Source organism: Christiangramia sabulilitoris, from assembly GCF_007050985.1.
Classification (GTDB): Bacteria; Bacteroidota; Bacteroidia; order Flavobacteriales; family Flavobacteriaceae; genus Christiangramia; species Christiangramia sabulilitoris.
This window is the reverse complement of the sequence record NZ_VHSF01000003.1, coordinates 366,956-390,851: the sequence shown is the minus strand read 5'-3', so window position 1 is coordinate 390,851 and position 23,896 is coordinate 366,956. Positions and strand designations below refer to the sequence as shown.

Here is a 23,896-nt window from a genome sequence, read left to right as displayed (position 1 = left end):
ATAAACAGTTTTTGAATCTTTTTATTGCTTAATTGCGCCGGTCTTCCCCCCAAAGTAATTTTTTCCGAAGGGTGTTTAAGAAACTATCTTCCCGCAGTTCCACAAAATTGATGGTGTAGGGTGCTTTGGTAATAATTATTTCTGTGTCGTTTTCTAAGGTAGCGATCCTGGAATCCATAGAAACCAGGTGCGTGTCTTCCCTTCCTGAAACTTTCAGCTTGATCCTGGTGTGATCTTTAATAATTAATGGCCGGGCATTTAAATTATGTGGTGCAATAGGAGTGATCACCAGGGAGTCTACATCAGGGGTAATCACGGGACCGCCGCAACTAAGGGAGTAACCTGTAGAACCGGTGGGTGTTGAAATAATAAGCCCGTCTGCCCAGTAAGAGGTAAGGTACTGGTCATCCAGCCAGGTGTCTACCGTGATCATGGAGGTAGTATTTTTTCGGCTTACGGCTATTTCATTTAAGGCAATATGTGAAAACACGGGATCAAAACTTTTGGGATTGGTTTCGATTTGCAGAACAGACCTGGGAGAAAGACTAAACTTCTTTTCCAGAATCTCTTCCAGGGTGCTCTCAATTTGTTCTTTTTGAATAGTAGCAAGAAAGCCCAGTCTGCCTGTGTTTATACCTACAATAGGAATATCCAGGTTACGAATATAATTAATGGATTTTAATATAGTTCCATCCCCGCCAATACAGAAGAACATATCATAAGAATTATCCAGTTCATCAAATGCGCTGAAGTGATCGTAGTCTTTCTCTATACTGTTATTGCTATGTATAAGTTTGAGGAAATTTTCTTCTATTAAGACTTCGATATTCTTTTTGTCCAGGATATCGAGTAGCTGTCCTATATATTGGGCAGCATTGGCATGATAAAACTGTCCGTATATGCCTATTTTCATAAATTAAATGTTCAGGTATTTGTCAAGATATTTGGACCTGTCCTTAAGGTTTTTGTTGAAGGTGTCCTCTTGATGTTCAGAAATAATAAGATACCCATAACGCCTGAAGGCCTGGATGATCTCATTCATTCCCGAGGGGGTGATTTTCAGGGTGATTTCTGCCATATCATCCTCCATTTTAGAAACGAAAGCACCTAACAGGTGAGCGTTATTGGATTCCACGATCTGGCATACCTCCCCAAAGGTATAGTCTTTAAAAGCTTTTTCTATAATAAGTATATTGCCGGGTTCGTGTAAAAATGGAGTTTCTTTAAATAAAGAGATCATTTCATTTAACTCTACATATCCCAGGTAATTATTGTTATCATCGAGAACCGGCAGGATGTTAGAATTATTTTGCGCGAAGGCCTCCAGGCTGTCTAACCAGTAATTGCTTTCACGTACAAAAAATCCTTCCAGTGAATATCTGTACTCATCAATGGATTTTTCATTTTCAAAGCACCTTATGTCATTCTCTGCTATGCAGCCAACATAAACGCCGCCATCTTCCACCGGCAAATGCGTATAGGTAAGCTGATTAAAAAGTTCCTGGACCTCGTCAATTTTATCTGACAGGCTTAAAATCTTTACGTCATTCAATATGTGTTCCTGCAAACTCATTTTTTCATTTCCTTTTCTGCAAATTAATCAAAATAAAATTCATTGAAGCAGGCAGCACTTTGTATTTTTGTTAATAAAATGAAGCAAAAATGACAAAACTGAGTGTGAATATTAATAAAATCGCCACCCTTAGAAATGCCCGTGGAGGTGATGTTCCAAATTTAGTGGAAGCAGCTAAAAATATAGAATCTTATGGCGCTGAAGGTATCACCGTGCATCCTAGGCCAGATGAAAGGCACATACGTTATGCAGATGTTCATGATCTTAAGCCGGTACTAACCACAGAGTTTAATATTGAAGGGAAGCCAATACAGCAGTTTATAGATCTTGTTCTTGAAGCGGCTCCTGCTCAGGTAACCCTGGTGCCAGATGCTGAAGACGCAATTACCTCTAATGCTGGCTGGGATACTATAAAGCATAAAGAGTATCTTAAGGAGGTGATCGCAGAATTTAAATATCATGGCATAAGAACTTCAATTTTCGTAGACCCCGAGAAAAAGATGATCGAAGGTGCTGCCGAAACAGGGACGGACAGGATCGAATTGTATACTGAAAGTTTTGCTGTGGGATATGCACGGGGAGATAAGAACGCCGTAAAACCTTATGCCGAATGTGCCGGTCTGGCTCATAAATTAGGTTTAGGCGTCAATGCCGGCCATGACCTATCTCTTCAGAATTTAAAATTTTTTAATACTGAGGTGCCTCATTTAGCTGAGGTTTCTATTGGTCACGCCTTGATATCTGAAGCTCTGTATATGGGGCTGGAGAAAACAATTCAGGAATATTTAAAGCTATTAAAATAAATGAAATTACACTCTACGATACTGGGCGAGGGTAAACCCTTTCTCATCCTGCATGGATTTCTTGGAATGAGCGATAACTGGAAGACTTTGGGGAAGCAATTCGCTAAGGATGGTTTTCAGGTTCATTTAATAGATCAGCGAAATCATGGTAAAAGTCCGCATAGTGATGATTTTTCATACGCTTTAATGGCTAAGGACCTAAAGGAATACTGTGATGAAAAAGGCCTGGATAATATAATTTTAATGGGGCACTCTATGGGTGGTAAAACTGCGATGCAGGCCGCTTGTGAAAATGAGAACCTCGTTGAAAAATTACTTGTGGTGGATATCGCTCCCAGGTATTATGCGCCTCACCATCAACAGATACTGGATGGACTTACCGCCCTGGATGAAGCAAAACTGACTTCCAGAGGTGATGCAGAGGATTTTCTGTCAGAATATATTCCTGAAACAGGCGTACGTCTGTTTTTGCTAAAAAATCTTTACTGGAAAACAAAAGAACAGCTGGCCCTTAAATTAAATCTTGAAGCTTTAAAAAACAATATCAATAATATAGGAGAAGCCTTACTCCCAGGGATGACTTATACAGGTCCTACACTCTTTATCAAGGGGGCAAATTCAGACTATATTACTTCACAGGACAAAAATCTCATCAAGGAGCACTTTCCTGTAGCAACAATTGAAACTGTTAAGGATGCCGGGCATTGGGTGCACGCTGAAAATATGGAGGCATTTTATCAGGTAGTTTCCCGATTTGTTTAAAATCTTTCTAAATTTATTATGTATGCATAATAAATTTCGATGAAATGTTGCGTAATATCTATTTTATGCTATTTTTGACGCTAGCTTTTTAAGACATTTTAAATATAATCCTAATTAAATTATGAAAAGACTATTATTACTTGGCCTGGTATTGATGGCCACGGCAATAACCTATGCCGGTGGTTACAGGGTGAGTTTACAGGGACAACGAGGACTTGCTATGGGGCACACTGGGGTTGCAGTGGTGAACAATGCAGAATTAGCTTTCTTTAACCCGGGTGGACTGGTGTTCCTTGAGAACAAGATCAATGCCGCTGTGGGAGTTAGTGCTGTATTCTCAGACGTGGTATGGCAAAATGATGAATTTGGAGAGATGGCCAGAACAGATAGTCCGGTAGGAACTCCGTTCTATGCTTATTTTTCTTATAAACTAAGTGATAAATTTAGTGTTGGTCTTGCAGCTTATACTCCTTATGGAAGTAGTGTGGAGTGGGAAAAGGACTGGGCAGGATCACATTTGGTAAACGATATTGAACTGGCGGCTATTTATGTGCAGGCGTTAGCTTCTTATAAAATTACAGATAATCTTGCTGTTGGTGGTGGACCTATTTACGTAAGCGGTTCTGTAAATTTCAACAGAAACCTTAACAGAACTCTTACAGATCTTGATGGTAACAGGTCTAATGTAACCGTAGATGCTTCGGGCGTTAGTGCGTGGGGATGGTCTGCAGGGGCAATGTGGAAACCAATGGATAGTTTAACCATCGGGGTTAACTATAGATCTGAGATTCTTGTTAAAGCTGAAGATGGTGATGCTAATTTTAATAACATTCCAAATTCACCTTTAACACCATTTGAGAATACTACTTTCGATGCAACCTTGCCTCTTCCGGCTGAACTTACCATTGGTGCTTCTTACCAGTTAAATGAGAAATGGTTGTTCGCTTTCGATTACAACAGAACTTTCTGGGATGTTTACGAATCTTTAGATGTAGATTTCGCAAATCCAAATATTCCTGATTCTAATAACCCAAGACAATACGAAGATTCTTCTATCTATAGATTTGGTCTGCAATATACTGCCAACGAAACTTTCACTTTGAGAGCGGGATACTATTTTGATGAATCTCCGGTACAGTCTGGATACTTTGCGCCAGAAACGCCAAGAAACGATTCTAATAACTTCACGGGTGGACTTACGGTAAATGTATCAGACAGAGTTGCTATCGATGCAGCTTTCCTGTACAGCCGCTTTAAAGAGATAGATGAATCTTATAATTTCTATCAGGAAAATGGTCAGAATGTTCCATTCGAGGGAACTTATAAATCCAGTGCTTTCACTCCTGGTCTTGGTGTAACTATAAAAATATAATAAGTACGATGAAGAATTATTTTAAATATTTAGCAATATTAGCTCTGGGTGTAGTTTCCTGTGAGCCTGAATTGGAAAACTCGATCGAAGATGGTGAACTTTACACCAACGGGTCGGCAGATTTTTCTAATTATGTTGCCCTGGGGAACTCTTTAACTGCTGGTTATGCAGACGGGAGTTTGTATATCACAGGTCAGCAAAATTCATATCCTAACATTCTTGCAGACAAGTTTGCAGCTGTGCAGGAAACAGATGGTTTTACCCAGCCATTAATGAATGATAATTTTGGTGGTCTGCTCGCCGGCGGAACCCAGATTCCTGGTTTCGATACAAGATTGGTTCTTGCCGTAGGTGCAAATGGACCGTTCCCTGCAAGATACAGGGGGGCTACTCCAACTACAGATATTACTAATGTACTTTCAGGTCCTTTTAATAATATGGGTGTACCTGGTGCAAAATCTTATCACCTTGTGGCACCTGGTTATGGAAATGTAGCAGGAGTTTCTGCAGGATTGGCTAATCCATTTTTTGTAAGATTCGCCAGCGCAGCGAATTCTACAATTTTAGATGATGCACTTGCCCAGGATCCTACATTTTTCACCCTTTGGATAGGGAACAACGACGTTCTTGGATATGCTACTTCTGGTGGTACAGGGACATTTCAGCTAGGGAATCCTAATTTTGCAGAATATGGAATGAATGATATTACAGATCCTACAGCTTTTGCCGGATTATACGGTCAACTGGCCGGAGCACTTGCTCAAACTGCAGATGGAGTGTTGTTAACTATTCCAGATGTAACTTTAGCACCATTCTTTACTACTGTACCTAACAATGCTTTAGTAATTGACGCCGCAACTGCAGGTCAGCTTACAGCTTATTTCCAGGCAGTAGCCGGTGTATTTACTCAGGTGTTAATGCAGCAGGGAGTTCCTCAGGAGCAGGCTGTAGCCATTGCTTCTCAATATGCTATCACTTTCAATGAAGGTCCAAACAGGTTCCTTATCGATGTACCGGCTTCTCAGACTAATCCTCTTGGATTCCGCCAGATGACACAGGAAGAATTACTTCTTCTTACTATAGATCAGGGTGCACTGGCAGCCGGTTATGGATCTGTTGAATTTACCCAGGAAGTAGGAGAGGTTATCGCCGTTCTTCAAGGTGGAGGTTCTCCAACTCAAGAGCAGGTAGGTATTCTTTTTGGTGCAGTTAGTGGTATTGATGATAAAGATGCCCTGGATTCAGAAGAAATACTGAATATCAAGCAGGCTACCGGTCTTTTCAATGATGCAATTGCAGCAACCGCTGGTTCGCTTAACTTAGGTTTGGTTGAAATTGATGAAGTACTTGGTCGTTTAAATAACGGTGGTATCGCCTTCGATGGAGGAGTGATCACTTCAGATTTTGTTACGGGTGGTGCTTTCTCATTAGATGGGATACACCTTACGCCTCGTGGTTATGCAGTAGTGGCTAATGAAATCATTGCTGAGATCAATGCCACATACGGTTCCAACGTGCCTAAGGCAGATGTTGGTGCTTATGGAACGGTAACTTTAAGTCAGGACGTTCAGTAATATTAAAATTGCCATAAAATTTAATTAGGCCGGGATTTTCCCGGCCTTTTTTTTGCAACTTTACCTCATAAACAACCTTTAAATTATGAACTTTATACTTCGATTATTACTAACGGCGCTTGCGGTGGTAATACTTGCCAAAGTTTTACCGGGAGTGAGTGTGGATAGTTACTGGACCGCGATCATCGTCGCCCTGGTTCTGGCTCTGTTAAATTTTATTGTTAAACCTCTATTGGTTCTATTGACCCTGCCGGTTACCATTCTAACCTTAGGATTATTCCTACTGGTCATCAATGCGATCATCATTTTTATGGCAGATGGTTTTGTGAGTGGTTTCGACGTGGATGGATGGTTTATCGCCATAATTTTTAGTTTGTTACTGTCTCTGGTGCAATCTTTGTTATTTTCAATTCTGAAATCAGATTAGATTTAACTGAATTTCAACAAATTGAAACTTTGTAGACTTTAAGAAAAAACGTAATTTTGCACTCCAATTTTTATAACAGATCAAAATGAATATTACCAGAGAGAATATTGATGAATTAAATGCGGTAGTTAAAGTTGATATCGCAAAAGAAGATTATGCCGGTAAAGTAGAGAAGATATTAAAAGATTACCGAAAGAATGCCAATATTCCCGGTTTCAGAAAAGGTCATGTACCTATGGGGATGGTTAAGAAACAATACGGCCAGGCTGTGTTGGTTGATGAGGTGAACAAATTGCTTCAGGACAGCCTTAACAATTACCTTACCGAAGAGAAACTGGACGTACTAGGAAACCCTCTGCCAAAAGAACAGGAAAATTTTGACTGGGAAAAGGATAATTACAGCTTCGAATTTGAATTAGGGCTTGCTCCAGAATTTGAAGTGAATCTTGATCTTGAAAAACCTGTAACTAAATATAACATCGTTGCCGATGAGAAAATGGTAAACGATCAGATAGAAAGTATCCAGAAGCAATATGGAAAGCTTAAAACCAAAGAAGTGGTTGAAGAAGGAGACACTGTTGCCGGTACTTTTAAGAATGAAGAAGAAGGGATCGAGAATGATTCTACTATCGAGCTTGCAAATATTAAAGGAAAGAAAAACCTTAATAAATTCGTTGGAGCCAAGGTAGGGGATACGATCACTTTAAAGACAAAAGGTCTGTTTGAAGATGATCATGCCTTGGTGAACCACTTAAAAGTGGAACATGATAAAGCTCACGATCTTGATATCGAGGTTGAATTTACAATTTCTGAAATCAACGAAAGAGAGCTTGCAGATCTTGACCAGGAATTATTCGACAAACTATTCGGTAAGGATAAAGTAACTTCTGTTACTGAGCTTAAAGAAAAGATCAAGGAAGATGCAGCCAAACAATTCGAGCAGCAGAGTGATCAGCAGTTGATGAATGATATTACTGAAGCTCTTATCGAAGCTACCAACTTCGAACTTCCTAAAGAATTTCTTCAGAAGTGGATACAGACTGTAGGTGAAAAACCACTAACAGAAGAGGAAGCTGCAGAAGAATACGAAAAAAGTGAAAAAGGCCTTCGTTACCAGTTGATCGAAGGTAAAGTGGTAAATGACAACAACCTGAATGTAGATTTCAACGATCTTAAATCTTTTACTACAGAGAAGATCAAGCAGCAAATGGCACAATTTGGTCAGATGGATCCTTCAGAAAAGGAACTTGATGATATCGCGGCCAGGATCTTATCTAATCAGGATGAGGTTAAGAGACTTTCTGAACAATTAATGAACGAAAAACTTCTTGAATTCTATAAGGAGAAAATGAAGTTTGATGAAAAGGAAGTGACTTACGAGGAATTTGTGAAAGCTATTTATAAGTAAGCCTTTTTACGATATATTACCTATCTTTAAGGCGTCTACTCCATTTGAGTGACGCCTTTTTTGGTTTTAACCGGAATTTTAATTAAGATTAGAAAAACAACAGAAAAATTGATGGATTACGGAAAAGAATTTCAAAAATATGCTGTCTCAGATCATAACATTAACAGCAATTATTACGATAAAATTGTAAGCAGTATGATGCCGGTGGGCATGACCCCGAATATTATTGAAGAGCGCCAGATGAATGCCGTGGCTATGGACGTTTTCTCACGTTTGATGATGGACAGGATCATTTTTCTGGGAACGGGTATCAATGAGCAGGTGGCGAACATAGTACAAGCTCAGTTGTTGTTCCTGGAAAGTACAGATGCTTCTAAAGATATTCAGATCTATATAAATTCTCCTGGAGGGAGTGTTTATGCCGGTCTGGGCATTTATGATACCATGCAGTTCATTAAGCCAGATGTGGCAACTATTTGCACAGGAATGGCCGCTTCTATGGGAGCTGTACTTTTATGTGCCGGTGAGGCAGGTAAACGTAGCGGGTTACCGCACTGTCGTGTAATGATCCATCAACCAATGGGTGGAGCTCAAGGACAGGCAAGTGATATTGAGATCACCGCCAGAGAGATCATTACCCTTAAAGAAGAACTATATAAGATCATTGCCAAGCATTCCGGTCAGACTTACGAAAAAGTACATGAAGACAGTGACCGTGACTACTGGATGAAGGCTGAGAAGGCCAAGGAGTATGGTATGATCGACGAAGTATTAAAAAGAGAAGGATAAATTGTAAATACTGTACTGCAGTAATTACCGAAAATTTAAACAATGGCGAAAGAAGATTTAGAATGTTCCTTTTGTGGTAGAAAAAAACCAGAAACCAATCTGCTAATTGCAGGTCTGGATGCACATATTTGTGATAGATGTATCGAGCAGGCTCATGGGATCGTTGTAGAAGAATCCAAGCAGGGAGAAGCTAAGGAGCTTTCTTCAGATTTAATGTTGAGCAAACCAAAATCGATAAAAACGTTTTTGGATGAATATATCATCGGGCAGGAAGAGACTAAAAAAGTGATGTCTGTGGCTGTCTACAATCATTATAAAAGGTTGTTACAACCTCAAAGTGAAGATGATGTCGAGATCCAGAAAAGTAATATCATCATGGTAGGGGAGACCGGTACCGGTAAAACCCTTATGGCGCGTACTATTGCTAAAATGCTGAATGTGCCTCTTGCAATTGTGGATGCTACAGTTTTAACTGAGGCAGGTTATGTTGGTGAAGATGTGGAAGGAATTCTAACGCGTTTACTTCAGGCCGCCGATTATAATACTGAAAAAGCGCAGCGCGGGATCGTTTTTATCGACGAGATAGACAAGATCGCCCGTAAGAGTGATAACCCTTCTATAACTCGTGATGTTTCTGGAGAAGGAGTTCAGCAGGCATTATTAAAATTACTGGAAGGAACTACAGTTAATGTCCCGCCAAAAGGTGGTCGTAAACATCCAGACCAGAAATTCATTGAGGTGAATACAGAAAATATCCTCTTTATTGCCGGTGGTGCTTTTGACGGAATTGAAAGGATTATTAGTAAAAGATTAAATATGCAGGCGGTTGGCTTTAGTGCTTCCAAAAGTGAAGACACTATTGAGCGAACTAATTTATTGAAATATATTATTCCGAAGGATCTGAAAGAATTTGGACTAATCCCGGAGATTATTGGTCGTTTACCTGCGCTAACATTCATGAATCCACTGGATAGAAAAACACTAAGGGCTATTTTAACCGAGCCTAAGAATGCTATTATTAAACAATATAAGAAGTTATTCGAGATGGATGATATCGAATTTGATATCACCGATGATGCTTTGCATTATATTGTAGATAAAGCGGTGGAATATAAACTGGGAGCCCGTGGACTGCGTTCTTTGTGTGAGGCCATCCTGACCGATGCAATGTTCGAACTTCCGGAAAGTGAGGAAGGTGAATTTACGGTAACCCGTGAATATGCTGAAGATAAGTTGAATAAATCTACGATTAGTAAGCTTAAAGCGGTGTCTTAAAGATAGATCATTATAGTGATAAGATAAAAAAAGCTCTCAATTCTGAGAGCTTTTTTTATATGTGAATTTTTCTAACTTCTGATTTTAACTTCAGTTTACCAGCTTCCGCCGGCACCACCACCGCCAAAACCACCGCCGCCGAAGCCTCCACCAAAGCCACCGCCACCAAATCCGCCTCCAGAGCTACCGCCTCCAAAACCGCCTCCACCAAAACTTCCGCGCCCCAGGGAGCTTAGAATGATCGCATCCCAGAGAACGCTTTTTCCGGTTCTTCTTCCACCGTTTCTACCTCCACCTTTCTTATTGAAAATGGATACGAGGATGACAAAGAAGATAAAAAAGAAAATGATGGTCTTCATAGATATTCCACCTCCACCGGTATTGCCAGGGCTGCGAACTCCCGTAAACGTACCGTTAAGAACTTCAAATATGGCCGAGGTGCCTTTGTCCAGCCCGGCGTAAATATCTCCGTTCCTGAATTCTGGTAAAATGATTAGTTCTATGATCTCTTTGGTCCTGGCATCGGTAAGGTATTCTTCGAGGCCATATCCCGTGGTAATCCAGATCTTGCGTTCTTTTTGAGCTACCAGGACAAGAAGGCCATTATCTTTATCGCTTTGGCCAATTTCCCATTCGTGGGCCCAATGTGCAGCATAGGTGCCTTCATACTCACCTTCCAATGACTGGATGGTTATCACTACTATTTGGGTAGAAGTAGTATCAGCATAATTAATCAGCTTTTCTTCCAGCCTTTTTTCATCTGAAGATGAAAGCATGTCTGCCTCATCATATACACTGGTCTGTTCAGTTGGTCGTGGCGGGACATCCCGCTGTGCCAGGACGCTGAATCCCGATAGAAGTACAAGTAAGAATATAAATCGTTTGATAAGCTTATCCTTTTGAAATTTGATCAGATAATTCGTTGGTGTCATCTTCATCCCAGGGGAAATGTTTCTTTAATTGCTCTCCTGCCTTTAATACTCCTTCCACAAGGCCGTCTTTAAAACGCCCTTCCTTGAAATGGGATACGATAAGATCTTTGGTGCTTTCCCAGAAATCATCTGCTACCACATCATTTATTCCCTTGTCTCCGTAAATGACAAAATTCCTGTCTTCTACAGCAACATAGATGAGGACGCCATTTGCCTCCTTGGTATTATCCATTTTAAGCGCATGGAAAACTTCCATGGCTCTCTCAAAAATATCCTGTTTACCTGTGCTGGGTTCCAGGTGTACCCTGATCTCGCCACTGGTCTTGCTTTCAGCTATTCTTATGGCCTCAACAATTTCCTCTTCTTCTCTCTTACTTAAAAAAGCCTCGCTTTGTACGCTCATTCTTTAAAAATCGAATTCTACATCTGGTGCATTTTCTGCTCCTGCATCTGCCTGGAAACGCTCCATTCGCTCAAAACCGAAAAGTCCAGCAAACATATTATTTGGAAATACTCTTATATAAGTATTGTAATCTGTAACCGCTTCATTGTATCTGTCTCGTGCCACATTGATCCGGTTTTCGGTTCCTTCCAGCTGTGATTGAAGCTGCAGAAAGTTCTGGTTCGCCTTTAATTCAGGATATCTTTCTACAGTAACCAGTAACCTGGATAATGCCGAGGTAACTCCCTGTTGTGCCTCCTGAAATTGCTGAATCTGGGCTGCACTTAAATTTTCAGCATCTACATTTACAGAAGTTGCTTTAGCCCTGGCTTCGATCACCTCCTTTAAAGTACCTCGTTCAAAATCTGCTGCACCTTCTACTGTTTTTACCAGGTTACCAATAAGGTCATTTCTTCTCTGGTAAGAACTTTCTACATTGGACCAGGCTAGTTTAGCGTTCTCTTCCTTGGTTACTGCGGTGTTATTGAATCCTGCAGTGAATCTCCAGATCACGATAACTCCAATAACGATAATTATTAAGGGGATAAGCCACTTTTTCATATTACAATTGATTTTTAAGGTTGATTAGTTCAGATTTGACGCTTTCAAGTTTCCTTATTATTTCAAAGTTACTCAGCGTTTTGTGTTTTTCTTCTTTTAAATGGGTCTTGGCTCCTTCAAGCGTAAAACCACGTTCTTTAACCAGATGGTAGATAAGACTTAAGTTCTTAATATCTTCTGGAGTAAACTTCCTGTTGCCTTTGGCGTTTTTCTTGGGTTTGATAGCGTCAAATTCCTTTTCCCAGAACCTTATCAGGGAGGTGTTTACTTTAAAGGCTTCGGCGACTTCGCCAATACTGTAATAGCGTTTTTCAGGAAGGTTTATGTGCATTAATCAAGCGATTGATTTTCACGTTGGGCTTTATCCAGAACTTCTCCAAATTCTTCCGGAGAAAGATTTCCATAATAGAAATTAATAGGATTGATCCTTTTGCCATCCTTAAATATCTCGTAATGTAAATGTGGCGCTTCAGATCTCCCCGTATTTCCAACGAAACCTATCACATCACCACGTTTAACTCTCCGGCCTCTTCTTACATTATATTTATAAAGGTGGGCATACAGGCTGGTATAGCCATAACCATGATCTATTCTTATATGGTTTCCATATCCGGTAGATCTGCTGTCTGCTCTGGCTACACGCCCGTCACCGGTGGCATATACAGGAGTTCCTCTGGGAGCGGTGAAATCCATCCCGTAATGGAATTTTCGAGCTTTAGTGAAGGGATCTGTTCTTACACCATATCCGGAAGCTATCCTGCTTAGATCTTCATTATTCACCGGCTGTATGGCCGGAATAGCAGAAAGTAATTCACCTTTCTCCCGGGCCAGCTCTGCGATCTCATCGAGGGATTTTGACTGGACCACCAGTCGCTTGGTTAGAATATCCAATCTCTTTGTGGTCTCAGTGATTAATTTACTATTGTCAAATCCTTCAAGGTCTTTATAACGGTTAATACCTCCAAATCCGGCTTTTCTTTGTTCTTCAGGAATTGGATTTGCTTCGAAATACAGGCGATAGATGTTGTTGTCACGGTCCTCTATATTGGCCATGACATCCTGGATCTGATCCATTTTTTTATTAAGCAGACCATATTGAAGCTTCATGTTCTGAAGCTCCCTCTTTAATGCTTTTTCTTTCGGAGTTTCGATCTGGGGAATATTCAGATAGATAATGAGAAGAATAAAACCGGCCAGAAAAGAACCGGTAATACTTAGCAGGGCGATCCCTAACCGCCTGCCTTTTTTCTGCTCGATCTTTTTATATGAAAGGGTCTCGCTATCGTAATAATATTTAACCTTCGACATGAGTTAAATTTGTGCTATTTTTGCCACCAGAAACGGCTTGAAAACTGTATAATTTAATACGGTTAACGAACAAATATATGAATTGTTTTGCCGTCTTCATAATTTAATGAATTTTGCAAGAAAATAACTGAATGAAGTCACAGGATATCCGCAAACAGTTTCTAGAATTTTTTAAATCTAAATCACATAACATTGTGCAATCTGCGCCTATGGTTATCAAGGATGACCCTACGCTGATGTTTACCAATGCTGGAATGAACCAGTTCAAGGAGTATTTTCTGGGTAATTCTGTACCTAAAAATAACCGGGTGACCGATACTCAAAAATGTCTGAGAGTGAGTGGAAAACACAATGATCTGGAGGAGGTAGGCCATGATACCTATCACCATACCATGTTCGAGATGTTGGGTAACTGGAGTTTTGGTGATTATTTCAAAGAAGAGGCCATTAACTGGGCCTGGGAACTTTTGACAGATGTCTTTAAAATTGCACCAGAGAACCTGTACGTTTCGGTTTTTGAAGGTAGTGAAGACAGGGATAATCTTGGGTTAGATACCGAAGCTCTTGATTTATGGAAAAAGATAGTTCCGGAAGAGAGGATCATCTACGGAAATAAAAAAGACAACTTCTGGGAAATGGGAGATCAGGGACCATGTGGGCCTTGTTCAGAAATTCATATTGACATTAGATCTGAAGAAGAGAAAGCTAAAATTCCGGGAAGGGATCTTGTAAATATGGATCATCCACAGGTGGTGGAGATTTGGAACCTTGTCTTTATGCAGTATAATCGTAAAGCCAATGGTGATCTCGAGGAACTCCCGGCAAAGCATATTGATACGGGTATGGGCTTTGAGCGTCTGTGTATGGTCTTACAGAATACCCAGTCTAATTATGATACCGATGTTTTCACCCCTTTATTAGGTGAAATTGAAAACATTACCTCCCGCACTTACGGAAATAATGAAGAAATTGATATTGCCATGCGGGTAATTGCAGATCATGTAAGAGCGGTTGCATTTTCTATCGCAGACGGGCAGTTGCCGAGCAATACCGGTGCCGGGTACGTGATTAGAAGGATCCTGAGAAGAGCTATCAGGTATGGGTTTACTTTTTTAAATACTAAGGAACCATTTATTTATAAACTTGTACCTGTGTTAAGCGCACAGATGGGCGGGGCCTTTCCAGAATTAAAGACCCAGCAGTCTCTGATGGAGAATGTGATTCGTGAAGAAGAGGCTTCTTTCCTGAGAACTCTGGACCAGGGTCTGGTATTACTGGAGGACCTTATGAAAAGTTCAAATGATAAAACCATATCAGGAGAAAAAGCATTCGAACTTTACGATACTTTTGGTTTCCCGATAGACCTTACGGCTTTGATCCTAAGGGAAAACGGCTATGAGCTGGATGAAAAAGGTTTTGAAGCTGAATTGAAAAAGCAGAAAGACCGTTCCCGGGAAGCTACGGCCGTTAGTGCTGGTGACTGGGTAGAACTGGCAGAAGTGCAGGAAAACGCGTTTGTAGGTTATGATGAACTGGAAACCGAGGTTAAGATCGCTAAGTACCGAAAAGTAGAATCGAAGAAAAAAGGAGAGATGTACCAGGTCGTACTTAATAGAACTCCCTTTTATCCTGAAGGAGGTGGACAGGTTGGCGATAAAGGAATTATTATGTCTTCTGAAGGGGAGGTTGTAGAAGTTTTAGACACTAAAAAGGAGAATAACCTGATCGTACATTTTACTAAAAAATTACCGGAGAATACAGATGCCGATTTTAAAGCTATTGTAAATAGTACGGAGCGATCGAATACTGCATCTAATCATACCGCTACCCACTTACTTCACCAGGCCTTAAGAAGTATTCTTGGAACTCATGTGGAGCAGAAGGGATCCATGGTGCAAAGCGGTTATTTGAGATTTGATTTTTCTCATTTTAGTAAAGTAAGTGCAGAAGAACTGGAGAAAGTTGAAAAATTTGTAAATGCCAGGATTCGCGAGCAGATTAGCCTTGATGAGCAGAGGAATACAAGTTATCATGAAGCCATAGATCAGGGTGCAATTGCTTTGTTCGGGGAAAAATATGGAGATTCTGTAAGGGCGATTCGCTTTGGGGATTCCATGGAACTTTGTGGAGGTACACACGTTCAAAATACGGCAGATATCTGGTATTTTAAGATAACGGGAGAATCTGCAGTAGCTTCGGGAATAAGACGAATTGAAGCCATCACCGGTGAAGCGGCCATGAAATACTTTGAAAAGCAAACCGATATTCTTGAGGAGATCAAAAGCGGACTAAAAAACGCAAAAGATCCCGTAAAAGCTATCAATAATTTACAGGAAGAGAATAATATCTTGAAAAAGCAGGTAGAAAGCCTGCTGAAGGATAAAGCAAAAAATTTAAAATCTGAACTGAAACAGGAGGTTAAACCCGTCAATGGAGTGAATTTTCTGGCTAAAAAAGTAGACCTGGATGCCGCCGGAATTAAAGACCTCGCTTTTCAGTTAAGTGAAGAAATAGAGAATTTGTTCTTATTATTCGGTACAGAGCAGAATGGAAAAGCATTATTATCCTGCTATATTTCGAAAGAACTTGTAAGTGAAAAGGATCTTAATGCCGGTACGATCGTGCGGGAACTTGGTAAATATATTCAGGGTGGAGGCGGTGGCCAGCCGTTCTTCGCTACGGCCGGTGGTAAGAAGCCCGAAGGGCTCAATGAAGCACTGCAAAAGGCTGAAAGTTTTATAAAATAACTAAAAAAATCCCGGTATCTCACCGGGATTTTTTAATTTAAGAATATGAATTTCAGAACAAGGGTACCGGTAACAGAAGGAATTTCAAAAATTGAGCATGGCTCAGGCATATTTTTGATAGGGTCCTGTTTTGTAGAAAATATTGGTAGTAAACTGGATCGTTTTAAATTCAAAAATCTTCAGAATCCAACAGGTATCATTTTTCATCCATCTCCAATTCGCAAATTTTTTCAGAGACTTTCCAATAAGGAAGCATTTCAGGAAAAAGATCTTATCGAGTTCAATGGTGGCTGGCAGTCTTTCGAAGCGCATTCAGATATGCGAAGGCCAACAAAAGCAGATTGTCTTAAGGATCTCAATCTGGCTATTGAGGGCAGTCGTGATTTTATTGAAAACGCTTCCCATATTGTCATTAGTCTTGGTACAGCCTGGGGTTATGTTTATGAAGGAAAAGCGACCATAGCGGCCAATTGTCATAAGATCCCACAGAGTAAATTTATAAAAGAGCTTTCTTCTGTGAACGAGATCATCAATGATCTTGAGGTAATAGATCATGCTGTTTCACAGATAAATAAAGAAGCTAAAATAATCTTCACGATCTCTCCGGTGAGGCACCTTAAAGATGGTTTTATTGAAAACCAGCATAGCAAGGCAAATCTTATTTCAGCCTTACATCAGTTTATTGACACATCAAATTCATCCTTTTATTTTCCTTCCTACGAGATCATGATGGATGAACTTCGGGATTACAGGTTTTACAAGGAAGATATGCTTCACCCGAGCAAAGTTGCTGTAGATTATATATGGAATTTATTTTCAGTTAGCTGGTTGTCAGATAATTCCCTGCGACTAAATTCAGAAATAGATAAAATTCAGAAGGCTCTGGCTCACACTCCCCGAGAAGAAAACTCTTCAGATCATAAGAAATTTCTTACAAAAATAAAATCAAAAATCGAGGAAATTCAGAAAAAACACCCTGAAATAACCTTTTCTTAGGCCTTACTATTGCTGCGATTCTTAAAATTTTAATACAATGCAAGTGAAAAATGTGTAAATCGTATTAAAATATTCGTATTTTTACAAAGCAGATTTGAAATAAAAAGATGTTGTTTATCGGGATTTAGTTCTTAATAATCAATTATTTATGGAAAATTTGTTTTCTAAAATTTGTTGGGGTAGATTTTAGAATATACTAAAGGACGGGTGGGGCCGTCCTTTAGTTTTTTATAGGTTTTATTTAACTCTTACTGGAGTTTCTGAATCGTTCTCTCTTCCTTTTTTTTCCTAATTTCACTTCTCTAACAAACGCATATGAAGAATATAATATTGTCTATTCTTATGGTTGCTGTGGTTATTCTGGGATTTATGTACTGGGACCAGAAGAATGCTCAAAAGGAGAGTCTGGAAGAAAATACCGCGCTAATAAAAGAGCAAATAAGGAATGTAGGTAAACTGGTGGTGACTGAAGGCACGTTTTCCCAGGTCTATACCTATAAGAATTCGAAAAGCTTTTATTTTGATATACTTTCAGCGAGAAAAAAGGCTTTGATCGTGGTTAACGCTGAGGTAGCCGTAGCTTATGATTTAAGTAAGTTAGATATCGAAATCGACGAAGAGGCCAGGCGTGTGATTATAAAAAGTATTCCCAAGGAGGAGATAACCATCAATCCCAATATTAAATATTACGATGTTACCCAGGACTATCTCAACAAATTTGAAGCTGAGGATTATAATAAGATCCGGGAAAGGATCGAAAAAGGCCTCAGGAAAAAGATTGATAAATCAAGTTTAAAGTCTAACGCGAAGAACAGGTTAGTTAGCGAGCTGCAAAAAATTTACATTTTAACCAGTAGTATGGGCTGGACTCTGGAATACCAGAACCAAACCATTAATAAGGCCGATAAATTAGAGAAACTGAAGCTCTAGGGGGTGGCCATTTTTGAATCTGTCATTTCTATCCCATCAGATATGAGGTGTGCCACTTCCAGCCGTTCCTCCTTCAATTGTTGAAGATATTCTTTAACCTCTTCTGCGAGCTTTGGATCGTCTTCTACAGCCAGTTCATAAATTTCTACACTTAGCAGCCAGTCTTTTGGATGGTGTTTTCTTACTATATCAAAAGCCGCCTGCAGAGAAAACTTAGTATTCTCACCGTTTCTGATATTACGTACTGCTTTATATAATGATTCCAGTTCTTCCCGCTCTGGAGTCTTTTTGCTTTTAATAGTAGTGGTTGAAGGTTTATGGGTGATAAGATCGAATGAGGAATGATCTGCCGGACCGGCAAAGGCTGAAATTATATTTTTACCTACCGCCATATCATATTTGCCCCATTCTGGCTGGAAAAGAACCTCATCATTGTAGGTGACCGTACAATTTTTGAAACTTATAATTATGATCTTTCCCTGCAGGTTCCTGGTTCCTGTTATGATCTCTCCTTCAACCTTTACTCCGCCTTCAAATTCAAGGCTTATGTTCTCGCCTTCATAAATATCATATGCTCTAAGATCCCTTGGGCTCATATCCTCAATAGAAAGATTTATACCCTTGAGGCTACCTACCGGAGAACCAAAACCTTCAGGATGATTCGAAACTCCGTGCCCAACTAATTCTTTTTCACGATAGGAAAGAGCCGTTTTACCCTCGGTTTGAACATATACCGGTTTTCCTTCGTGTTCGATTACCCTGGAAAAATTCCCTGATACCTGAATTCCGGTACTAAATTCAATAGTCCCTAAATTTTTTGAATCAATCAGTTTTCGAACACCTTCCAGGCCTCCTTTTCTCAGCGCCATCTTATTGGCAAATTCTTCCAGTACCAGGCTGAGATGGGCAAAATCTGGTGTGACATATAATTGTGGTTGTGGTTTCGTGATATCGAATTCTTTCCTGGAAGCTTCAAGGGTATACGGGAGCTTTTCTACCGCATCTGTCATACAGGATTTACTCTCTCCAATAGAAGAAAGTAAACCTGCGCCATAAATTTTTGGGTTTTCTGGAGTACCGATGAGACCATATTCAACGGTCCACCAGTGTAAGTTTCTAATTTGAGACATTTCACTGGGTTTAACCTCAGCGTTCTGAAGTTCTTCAACCCTTTTTTCAACTTCTTCTATCTTCTCCTTCGGGGTATCCTCAGCCTCCTTGAGAATAGAAAGTTCCCTGATAGCTTCATAAACCTCGTAATCATGAGAACTTGAAATCGCCTTGCATCCAATCTCGCCAAAACGTCTGAGATATTCAGCATATTCTGGATTGGCAATAATTGGTGCGTGGCCGGCACCTTCATGAATAATATCTGGAGCAGGGGTGTATTCGATATGTTCCAGTTGCCTTATATCGCTGGCGATCACTAAAACATTATAAGCCTGGAATTCCATAAAAGCTGCCGGCGGTATAAACCCATCTACGGCGACCGCTGCCCAGCCAATTTCTTCCAGGATGCGGTTCATGCCATACATATTTGGAATACTATCTATAGAAATCCCGGTTTTTTTCAATCCATCAAGGTAAGAATCATGAGCTACCCGGCTAAGGTAGTCTACATTCTTTCTCATCACATATCGCCATACGGCCTGATTTACAGGGGTGTATTCGTCATAATTCTGTGGCTTTATATATTGTTGAAGATGGGCAGGTAACCTGTCCAGGATCTCATTGGATTGTATATTGTCTAACATGATTAGGTCTTACTAGAACGTTTGCGTTAAAAGTACAAAATTTGCCAGAAAAAGGGAAGTTTATCCTTTAACGACATGGCATAAAAAAGCCCCTTTAAAAGGGGCCTTTTCTATTGATTTATTTTTCAAATCCCGGCGGGTATTTTTCCATTATCTTGGCGACGATCTCATTGATACGTTCCTGTTTTTTATTCACTTCGCGGGCAAGAGCCGCAGTTCCCATTCCCTGCCATACCAGTTCTTTGTCCTCAGAATCTATAAGGTCTATATATAAAGTTCCTTCACTGGTACTGCTCACAGTATTAAAACCGCTGCCCCAGTACCAGGGATTCCATCCCCAGCCGTAGCCCCAGAATGGATAAACGTTGTTATTATAGATATTAATATTCTCATTAGTCTTGGTAAATATGCTTACCAGGAGGTCGGGATTTTCAGATTTAGTAAAACCTTTTTTTCCCATTTCTGTCTCAATAGCACGTAAAATTCGTTTTTTATCAAGATCAGAAATTTCAGCTTTATCTATACCCGGCTTAAAGAAAGCATAGGTTCCATATTCATTGAAATCTGCTTCGCGATCATAATCTGATGCCACTCTCACACTGCTGCAGGAGGTTAGAAATACTGCGAGTACGAGCAGTAAAGGAGTAAATCTTAGAAATTTCATAGGTTAGATTTTTAAATTATATAGTTTGTTAATCCAAAAGATCGGGGTCTACGAGATTTGGAACGGTCACTTTTAGTTGTGGATTCAAATCCATGGCGCGGTTTATCGCAAATATAGCTTCCTCATTCCTGGCCCAGGATCTACGGGCAATACCGTTATTAACATCCCAGAATAACATAGATTTCAAGCGGTCTTCTGATGATTTATCACCTTCAAGAATCATGCCGAAGCCTCCGTTTATAACCTCTCCCCAACCTACTCCGCCGCCATTATGAATGCTTACCCAGGTAGCGCCGCGAAAACTATCCCCAATAACATTTTGTATCGCCATGTCTGCAGTAAACCTGGAACCATCGTAGATATTTGAGGTTTCACGGTAAGGGGAATCTGTTCCGGAGACATCATGATGATCGCGTCCCAGTACGACCGGGCCTATTTCACCGCGACCAATGGCGTCGTTAAAGGCTTTAGCAATAGCTATTCTTCCTTCAGCATCTGCATACAGAATTCTGGCCCTGGAGCCTACTACCAGTTTATTTTGCTGAGCTCCCTTGATCCATTGAATATTATCCTGCATTTGCTGTTGGATCTCTGCTGGTGAATTCTTTTTTAAGTCTTGTAATACCTTAGTCGCGATCTCATCTGTTTTTTGCAGATCTTCATCCTTGCCTGAGGCACAAACCCATCGAAAAGGTCCAAAACCATAATCAAAACACATGGGCCCCATGATATCCTGAACATAGCTGGGATATTTAAAGCCTTTGCCATCCTCGCTCATAATATCTGCGCCGGCACGGGAAGCTTCCAGTAAAAATGCATTTCCATAATCAAAGAAATAGGTGCCCCGGGCTGTATGCCTGTTAATGGCATTCGCCTGTCTCCTTAAACTTTCCTGAACCAGGTCCCTGAATTTTTCGGGATCTGAAGCCATCAGCTCATTTGCTTCTTCAAATCCAAGATCTACCGGGTAATATCCACCGGCCCAAGGGTTATGGAGAGAGGTCTGGTCACTTCCCAGGTCGATATAAATATCATTATCTGCAAAGTATTCCCATATTTCTACCACATTTCCCTGGTAGGCTATGGAAACCACTTCCATATTTTCTTTGGCTTTTCTTACCCTATTGGCAAGTTCAACAATGTCCTCGATAATCTCATCTACCCAGCCTTGTTTATGCCTGGTTTGGGTAGCTTTGGGATTTACTTCAGCACATATTGTTATGCATCCTGCAATATTTCCCGCCTTGGGCTGAGCGCCGCTCATTCCTCCCAGACCGGAGGTTACAAATATTTTACCGGCCAGGCCTTCCCCAGATTTTGAAATCTTTCTTCCGGCATTCAGCACAGTGATGGTGGTGCCATGTACAATTCCCTGCGGCCCAATATACATATAGCTTCCTGCGGTCATTTGACCGTACTGGGAAACGCCCAAAGCATTAAATTTTTCCCAGTCATCTGGTTTGGAATAATTGGGGATCATCATACCATTTGTAACCACCACCCTTGGTGCGTTTGGATGCGACGGAAACAGACCCATAGGGTGACCGGAATACATGGCGAGCGTTTGGTTTTCATCCATTCTGGCCAGATATTGCATGGTTAGCAGATATTGCGCCCAATTCTGAAATACTGCGCCGTTGCCACCATATGTAATTAATTCTTCCGGATGCTGTGCTACCTCGGGATCAAGGTTGTTCTGGATCATAAGCATGATCCCCTTCGCCTGCAGGCTATTACCGGGGTAATCATCTATAGGCCTGGCATAAATTTCATAGTCCGGCTTAAACCTGTACATGTAGATCCTGCCATATTTTTCCAGCTCATCCCTGAACTCCGGGAGTAGTGCCTTATGGTGTTTTTTGTCAAAATACCTTAAGGCATTTTCTAAAGCCAGTTTCTTTTCGTCTGCATCTAAAATCTCCTTCCTCCTTGGAGCATGATTAAGCGATTTATCGTATGTTTTTGCGGCCGGTAGCTCTTCAGGTATTCCGGCAAGTATCTGATCCTTAAAATTCATGGGTTATTAATCTTGAGAATTCGTTTTTGTATTGTAACCGTAGGGACAGTGCCTGCAGCCACTTTCACAGCAGTAGCCTCTTTTTAGATGATATTGTTCAGTAAAACATCGGTAGCCCTCCGGAGTTAAGTAGTAGTCTCCATCCTCTAACGGGATTCTTTTTTTCTGAAAATTCATGGGGCTAAAATACAATTTCTTATCTTGAATATATGATATTGATCGTCAACAAAAAACTGCTTTCGGGCAGGTTCAAAGGCATAAGTTTGTGGCCTTTTGTAATTCTTGAAAATGAAAAGCTCAAGAAAGACGATTTCTTCCTGAACCACGAAAAAATTCATTTAAGACAGCAACTGGAAATGCTGGTGCTGTTTTTTTATGTGTGGTATGCGATTGAATTTTTTATTCGCTATCTGTATTGTCGTGATTCTATGTTAGCCTATAGGAATATAAGTTTTGAACGCGAGGCCTACCGCAGGGAGAATGACCTGCAATACCTTGGCAACAGGTCTTTTTGGGCATTTATTAGATTTCTGTAGATGTTTGTCCGTTTCCTTGCAGGTAAAGCTGAAAACGCTGAGGTTTCAAATCTTAATTGTTGATCTATTTGATCAGGATGAATTAGTTTTGCAGCATGCAGGATTTTTTTGAAAAGGCAGTTTCCCAAAAAATACCAAATCAATTTATTGCTGAATTCGATCAGGGAATACAGCTGTATATAAAAAGGGAGGATCTGCTGCATCCTGAAGTTTCAGGAAATAAATTCCGGAAACTTAAATACAATCTTATCCAGGCCAGGCAGGAATCCTTTGCACAACTGCTTACCTTCGGTGGAGCTCATTCCAATCATATTGCGGCAACAGCGGCGGCTGGTCAACTATTCCGGTTTAAGACGATTGGGATTATTCGGGGTGAGGAACTGGAAACTAACAAGGAGAAATGGAGTCCTACCCTGAGATATGCTGAATCCTGTGGAATGAAATTTGTATTCATAAGCCGGGAGAAATACAGAGAAAAGAAATCGGCTGAATTTATTGAAAAATTGAAAGCAGAGTTTGGTAATTTTTATCTTTTGCCGGAAGGTGGTACCAATGAACTCGCCATCAGGGGATGTTCTGAGATATTACAGGATACCGATGAAATTTTCGATTTTATTTGTGCCTCAGCAGGAACTGGAGGTACCGTGGCAGGTTTGATCAAAGCTGCCACCACGAAACAGAAGGTATTGGGCTTTTCAGCATTGATTTCAGATCACCTGGGGAGAGATATTTCAGAAATGGTAGATCACAATCGCTGGGAACTTAATAAAGATTATCATTTTGGAGGCTACGCTAAAGTAAATGCAAAGCTGATAGATTTTATAAATGATTTTAGTAAAAAATATAAAATCTATCTCGATCCCATCTATACCGGAAAGTTAGTTTTTGGTATTTTTGACCTCATAAAATCAGGCTATTTTCCAAAAAATTCTAAAATACTGGCCATTCATACCGGAGGCTTGCAGGGAATAGAAGGAATGAACCAGATCTTAAAAAGAAAAAAACTGCCTCAAATTGTTTATTAAT

Annotated in this window: 24 protein-coding genes; 13 read left to right on the top strand and 11 right to left on the bottom strand. The window is 40.3% G+C overall.

Going from position 1 to position 23,896, the window contains the following annotated elements; translation table 11 throughout:
• Positions 1-28 precede the first annotated feature (28 nt).
• Together FGM01_RS11930 and FGM01_RS11925 are read right to left on the bottom strand one after the other, a co-directional pair.
• Positions 29-913 carry an NAD kinase gene (locus tag FGM01_RS11930; RefSeq protein WP_143411399.1) on the bottom strand — a complete coding sequence of 295 codons (885 nt, stop codon included), beginning with the start codon at positions 911-913 and terminating at the stop codon, positions 29-31.
• Positions 914-916: 3 nt separating this feature from the next.
• Complete coding sequence (locus FGM01_RS11925) at positions 917-1,573, bottom strand: CBS domain-containing protein (protein WP_143411398.1); 657 nt, start codon at positions 1,571-1,573, stop codon at positions 917-919.
• An 89-nt stretch (positions 1,574-1,662) separates the two neighbouring features.
• Here FGM01_RS11925 and FGM01_RS11920 point away from each other — a divergent pair, with 89 nt between their 5' ends.
• The 8 genes from FGM01_RS11920 (at position 1,663) to clpX (ending at position 9,983) form a co-directional block, all read left to right on the top strand.
• On the top strand, positions 1,663-2,376 hold the full coding sequence (locus tag FGM01_RS11920; protein ID WP_143411397.1) for a pyridoxine 5'-phosphate synthase: 714 nt from the start codon (positions 1,663-1,665) through the stop codon (positions 2,374-2,376).
• Positions 2,377-3,138: an alpha/beta fold hydrolase gene (locus tag FGM01_RS11915; protein WP_143411396.1), complete on the top strand. Its 762-nt coding sequence runs from the start codon at positions 2,377-2,379 to the stop codon at positions 3,136-3,138. It abuts the gene before it with no gap.
• 121 nt (positions 3,139-3,259) lie between these two features.
• Positions 3,260-4,510, top strand: coding sequence for an OmpP1/FadL family transporter (locus FGM01_RS11910; RefSeq protein WP_143411395.1), 1,251 nt, complete (start codon positions 3,260-3,262; stop codon positions 4,508-4,510).
• An 8-nt stretch (positions 4,511-4,518) separates the two neighbouring features.
• The gene (locus FGM01_RS11905; RefSeq protein WP_143411394.1) at positions 4,519-6,084 is read left to right on the top strand and encodes an SGNH/GDSL hydrolase family protein; all 1,566 of its coding nucleotides are present in this window, start codon (positions 4,519-4,521) and stop codon (positions 6,082-6,084) included.
• Between the two features lie 85 nt (positions 6,085-6,169).
• Positions 6,170-6,511 (top strand): phage holin family protein, encoded by a 342-nt coding sequence (locus FGM01_RS11900; RefSeq protein ID WP_143411393.1) that lies wholly within the window; start codon positions 6,170-6,172, stop codon positions 6,509-6,511.
• Positions 6,512-6,596: 85 nt separating this feature from the next.
• The gene (gene tig / locus FGM01_RS11895) at positions 6,597-7,919 is read left to right on the top strand and encodes a trigger factor (RefSeq protein ID WP_143411392.1); all 1,323 of its coding nucleotides are present in this window, start codon (positions 6,597-6,599) and stop codon (positions 7,917-7,919) included.
• Positions 7,920-8,030: 111 nt separating this feature from the next.
• Positions 8,031-8,708 carry an ATP-dependent Clp endopeptidase proteolytic subunit ClpP gene (gene clpP, locus FGM01_RS11890; RefSeq protein WP_143411391.1) on the top strand — a complete coding sequence of 226 codons (678 nt, stop codon included), beginning with the start codon at positions 8,031-8,033 and terminating at the stop codon, positions 8,706-8,708.
• A gap of 42 nt (positions 8,709-8,750) precedes the next feature.
• Positions 8,751-9,983 carry an ATP-dependent Clp protease ATP-binding subunit ClpX gene (gene clpX / locus FGM01_RS11885; protein WP_143411390.1) on the top strand — a complete coding sequence of 411 codons (1,233 nt, stop codon included), beginning with the start codon at positions 8,751-8,753 and terminating at the stop codon, positions 9,981-9,983.
• A gap of 95 nt (positions 9,984-10,078) precedes the next feature.
• On the opposite strand, the gene FGM01_RS11880 is transcribed toward clpX, so the two are convergent.
• Genes FGM01_RS11880 through FGM01_RS11860 form a run of 5 tightly spaced genes read right to left on the bottom strand, consistent with a single transcriptional unit; the run spans position 10,079 to position 13,226 of the window.
• Complete coding sequence (locus FGM01_RS11880; protein ID WP_143411740.1) at positions 10,079-10,915, bottom strand: TPM domain-containing protein; 837 nt, start codon at positions 10,913-10,915, stop codon at positions 10,079-10,081.
• Positions 10,875-11,318, bottom strand: coding sequence for a TPM domain-containing protein (locus FGM01_RS11875; RefSeq protein WP_143411389.1), 444 nt, complete (start codon positions 11,316-11,318; stop codon positions 10,875-10,877). Before FGM01_RS11875 ends, FGM01_RS11880 begins: the two co-directional genes overlap by 41 nt.
• Before the next feature lie 3 nt (positions 11,319-11,321).
• Complete coding sequence (locus tag FGM01_RS11870) at positions 11,322-11,918, bottom strand: LemA family protein (protein WP_143411388.1); 597 nt, start codon at positions 11,916-11,918, stop codon at positions 11,322-11,324.
• A 1-nt stretch (position 11,919) separates the two neighbouring features.
• Entirely contained in the window at positions 11,920-12,249 is a 330-nt protein-coding gene (locus FGM01_RS11865; RefSeq protein ID WP_143411387.1) for a MerR family transcriptional regulator, read from the bottom strand.
• Complete coding sequence (locus FGM01_RS11860) at positions 12,249-13,226, bottom strand: M23 family metallopeptidase (RefSeq protein ID WP_143411386.1); 978 nt, start codon at positions 13,224-13,226, stop codon at positions 12,249-12,251. Before FGM01_RS11860 ends, FGM01_RS11865 begins: the two co-directional genes overlap by 1 nt.
• A 131-nt stretch (positions 13,227-13,357) precedes the next feature.
• Here FGM01_RS11860 and alaS point away from each other — a divergent pair, with 131 nt between their 5' ends.
• The 3 genes from alaS to FGM01_RS11845 all read left to right on the top strand — a co-directional run bounded on the left by alaS (position 13,358) and on the right by FGM01_RS11845 (position 17,899).
• Entirely contained in the window at positions 13,358-15,973 is a 2,616-nt protein-coding gene (gene alaS, locus FGM01_RS11855) for an alanine--tRNA ligase (protein WP_143411385.1), read from the top strand.
• Between the two features lie 45 nt (positions 15,974-16,018).
• Positions 16,019-16,969, top strand: coding sequence for a GSCFA domain-containing protein (locus FGM01_RS11850; RefSeq protein WP_143411384.1), 951 nt, complete (start codon positions 16,019-16,021; stop codon positions 16,967-16,969).
• 315 nt (positions 16,970-17,284) lie between these two features.
• On the top strand, positions 17,285-17,899 hold the full coding sequence (locus FGM01_RS11845; protein WP_143411383.1) for a DUF4230 domain-containing protein: 615 nt from the start codon (positions 17,285-17,287) through the stop codon (positions 17,897-17,899).
• On the opposite strand, the gene FGM01_RS11840 is transcribed toward FGM01_RS11845, so the two are convergent.
• The 4 genes from FGM01_RS11840 to FGM01_RS14560 all read right to left on the bottom strand — a co-directional run bounded on the left by FGM01_RS11840 (position 17,896) and on the right by FGM01_RS14560 (position 22,511).
• Positions 17,896-19,653 carry an aromatic amino acid hydroxylase gene (locus FGM01_RS11840; RefSeq protein ID WP_143411382.1) on the bottom strand — a complete coding sequence of 586 codons (1,758 nt, stop codon included), beginning with the start codon at positions 19,651-19,653 and terminating at the stop codon, positions 17,896-17,898. The genes FGM01_RS11845 and FGM01_RS11840 overlap by 4 nt on opposite strands.
• Before the next feature lie 118 nt (positions 19,654-19,771).
• Entirely contained in the window at positions 19,772-20,317 is a 546-nt protein-coding gene (locus FGM01_RS11835; protein WP_143411381.1) for a DUF4136 domain-containing protein, read from the bottom strand.
• 28 nt (positions 20,318-20,345) lie between these two features.
• A complete protein-coding gene (locus FGM01_RS11830; protein ID WP_143411380.1) occupies positions 20,346-22,334 on the bottom strand; it encodes a urocanate hydratase in 1,989 nt (662 codons plus the stop codon).
• Between the two features lie 6 nt (positions 22,335-22,340).
• Complete coding sequence (locus FGM01_RS14560; protein ID WP_166435224.1) at positions 22,341-22,511, bottom strand: C1orf53 family protein; 171 nt, start codon at positions 22,509-22,511, stop codon at positions 22,341-22,343.
• A 32-nt stretch (positions 22,512-22,543) separates the two neighbouring features.
• On the opposite strand from FGM01_RS14560, the gene FGM01_RS11825 reads away from it, so the two are divergent.
• Together FGM01_RS11825 and FGM01_RS11820 are read left to right on the top strand one after the other, a co-directional pair.
• Positions 22,544-22,870, top strand: a complete 327-nt coding sequence (locus FGM01_RS11825) for a hypothetical protein (RefSeq protein WP_143411379.1) — start codon at positions 22,544-22,546, stop codon at positions 22,868-22,870.
• Between the two features lie 95 nt (positions 22,871-22,965).
• Positions 22,966-23,895 (top strand): 1-aminocyclopropane-1-carboxylate deaminase/D-cysteine desulfhydrase, encoded by a 930-nt coding sequence (locus FGM01_RS11820; protein ID WP_143411378.1) that lies wholly within the window; start codon positions 22,966-22,968, stop codon positions 23,893-23,895.
• The last annotated feature ends 1 nt before the right edge of the window (position 23,896 follow it).

Bases quoted from the DNA above. Each gene is read 5' to 3' on its own strand.
- FGM01_RS11905 (WP_143411394.1), top strand. From the start codon at position 4,519: ATGAAGAATTATTTTAAATATTTAGCAATATTAGCTCTGGGTGTAGTT.
- FGM01_RS11825 (WP_143411379.1), top strand. From the start codon at position 22,544: ATGATATTGATCGTCAACAAAAAACTGCTTTCGGGCAGGTTCAAAGGC.
- clpP (WP_143411391.1), top strand. From the start codon at position 8,031: ATGGATTACGGAAAAGAATTTCAAAAATATGCTGTCTCAGATCATAAC.
- FGM01_RS11900 (WP_143411393.1), top strand. From the start codon at position 6,170: ATGAACTTTATACTTCGATTATTACTAACGGCGCTTGCGGTGGTAATA.
- clpX (WP_143411390.1), top strand. From the start codon at position 8,751: ATGGCGAAAGAAGATTTAGAATGTTCCTTTTGTGGTAGAAAAAAACCA.
- FGM01_RS11830 (WP_143411380.1), bottom strand. From the start codon at position 22,334: ATGAATTTTAAGGATCAGATACTTGCCGGAATACCTGAAGAGCTACCG.
- FGM01_RS11820 (WP_143411378.1), top strand. From the start codon at position 22,966: ATGCAGGATTTTTTTGAAAAGGCAGTTTCCCAAAAAATACCAAATCAA.
- FGM01_RS11930 (WP_143411399.1), bottom strand. From the start codon at position 913: ATGAAAATAGGCATATACGGACAGTTTTATCATGCCAATGCTGCCCAA.
- FGM01_RS11925 (WP_143411398.1), bottom strand. From the start codon at position 1,573: ATGAGTTTGCAGGAACACATATTGAATGACGTAAAGATTTTAAGCCTG.
- FGM01_RS11850 (WP_143411384.1), top strand. From the start codon at position 16,019: ATGAATTTCAGAACAAGGGTACCGGTAACAGAAGGAATTTCAAAAATT.
- FGM01_RS11840 (WP_143411382.1), bottom strand. From the start codon at position 19,653: ATGTTAGACAATATACAATCCAATGAGATCCTGGACAGGTTACCTGCC.
- FGM01_RS11880 (WP_143411740.1), bottom strand. From the start codon at position 10,915: ATGACACCAACGAATTATCTGATCAAATTTCAAAAGGATAAGCTTATC.
- FGM01_RS11870 (WP_143411388.1), bottom strand. From the start codon at position 11,918: ATGAAAAAGTGGCTTATCCCCTTAATAATTATCGTTATTGGAGTTATC.
- tig (WP_143411392.1), top strand. From the start codon at position 6,597: ATGAATATTACCAGAGAGAATATTGATGAATTAAATGCGGTAGTTAAA.
- FGM01_RS11875 (WP_143411389.1), bottom strand. From the start codon at position 11,318: ATGAGCGTACAAAGCGAGGCTTTTTTAAGTAAGAGAGAAGAAGAGGAA.
- FGM01_RS11845 (WP_143411383.1), top strand. From the start codon at position 17,285: ATGAAGAATATAATATTGTCTATTCTTATGGTTGCTGTGGTTATTCTG.
- FGM01_RS11835 (WP_143411381.1), bottom strand. From the start codon at position 20,317: ATGAAATTTCTAAGATTTACTCCTTTACTGCTCGTACTCGCAGTATTT.
- FGM01_RS11920 (WP_143411397.1), top strand. From the start codon at position 1,663: ATGACAAAACTGAGTGTGAATATTAATAAAATCGCCACCCTTAGAAAT.
- FGM01_RS11915 (WP_143411396.1), top strand. From the start codon at position 2,377: ATGAAATTACACTCTACGATACTGGGCGAGGGTAAACCCTTTCTCATC.
- FGM01_RS11910 (WP_143411395.1), top strand. From the start codon at position 3,260: ATGAAAAGACTATTATTACTTGGCCTGGTATTGATGGCCACGGCAATA.
- FGM01_RS14560 (WP_166435224.1), bottom strand. From the start codon at position 22,511: ATGAATTTTCAGAAAAAAAGAATCCCGTTAGAGGATGGAGACTACTAC.
- FGM01_RS11860 (WP_143411386.1), bottom strand. From the start codon at position 13,226: ATGTCGAAGGTTAAATATTATTACGATAGCGAGACCCTTTCATATAAA.
- FGM01_RS11865 (WP_143411387.1), bottom strand. From the start codon at position 12,249: ATGCACATAAACCTTCCTGAAAAACGCTATTACAGTATTGGCGAAGTC.
- alaS (WP_143411385.1), top strand. From the start codon at position 13,358: ATGAAGTCACAGGATATCCGCAAACAGTTTCTAGAATTTTTTAAATCT.